The sequence below is a fragment of the Saccharothrix sp. ST-888 genome (assembly GCF_000955975.1).
Lineage (GTDB): Bacteria > Actinomycetota > Actinomycetes > Streptomycetales > Streptomycetaceae > Kitasatospora.
Window position 1 is genome coordinate 1 of record NZ_JYJF01000852.1, and the last position, 317, is coordinate 317.

At 72.2% G+C, this 317-nt stretch carries 1 protein-coding gene; it reads left to right on the plus strand.

The window, feature by feature from the left end:
* A partial coding sequence (locus UK12_RS34810; protein ID WP_045307227.1) for a beta-ketoacyl synthase N-terminal-like domain-containing protein occupies positions 1-317 on the plus strand: 317 nt, incomplete at both ends.

Genomic DNA, 317 nt, shown 5'->3' on the forward strand with positions numbered 1-317 from the left:
CCGGAGGGTGTCGAGGGCTACCTGGGCACCGGTGTGTCGGGCAGCATCGCCTCCGGGCGCGTCGCCTACACCTTCGGTCTTGAGGGCCCGGCGGTCACGCTCGACACGGCGTGCTCCTCGTCGCTGGTCGCTCTGCAATGGGCGATCCAGGCGCTGCGCAACGGCGAGTGCACGATGGCGCTGGCCGGCGGTGTGACCGTGATGGCCACGCCGGAGAACTTCGTGGACTTCAGCCGTCAGCGCGGCCTGTCGGCCGACGGCCGCTGCAAGGCGTTCTCGGCGGACGCTGACGGCACCGGCTGGGGCGAGGGCGTCGG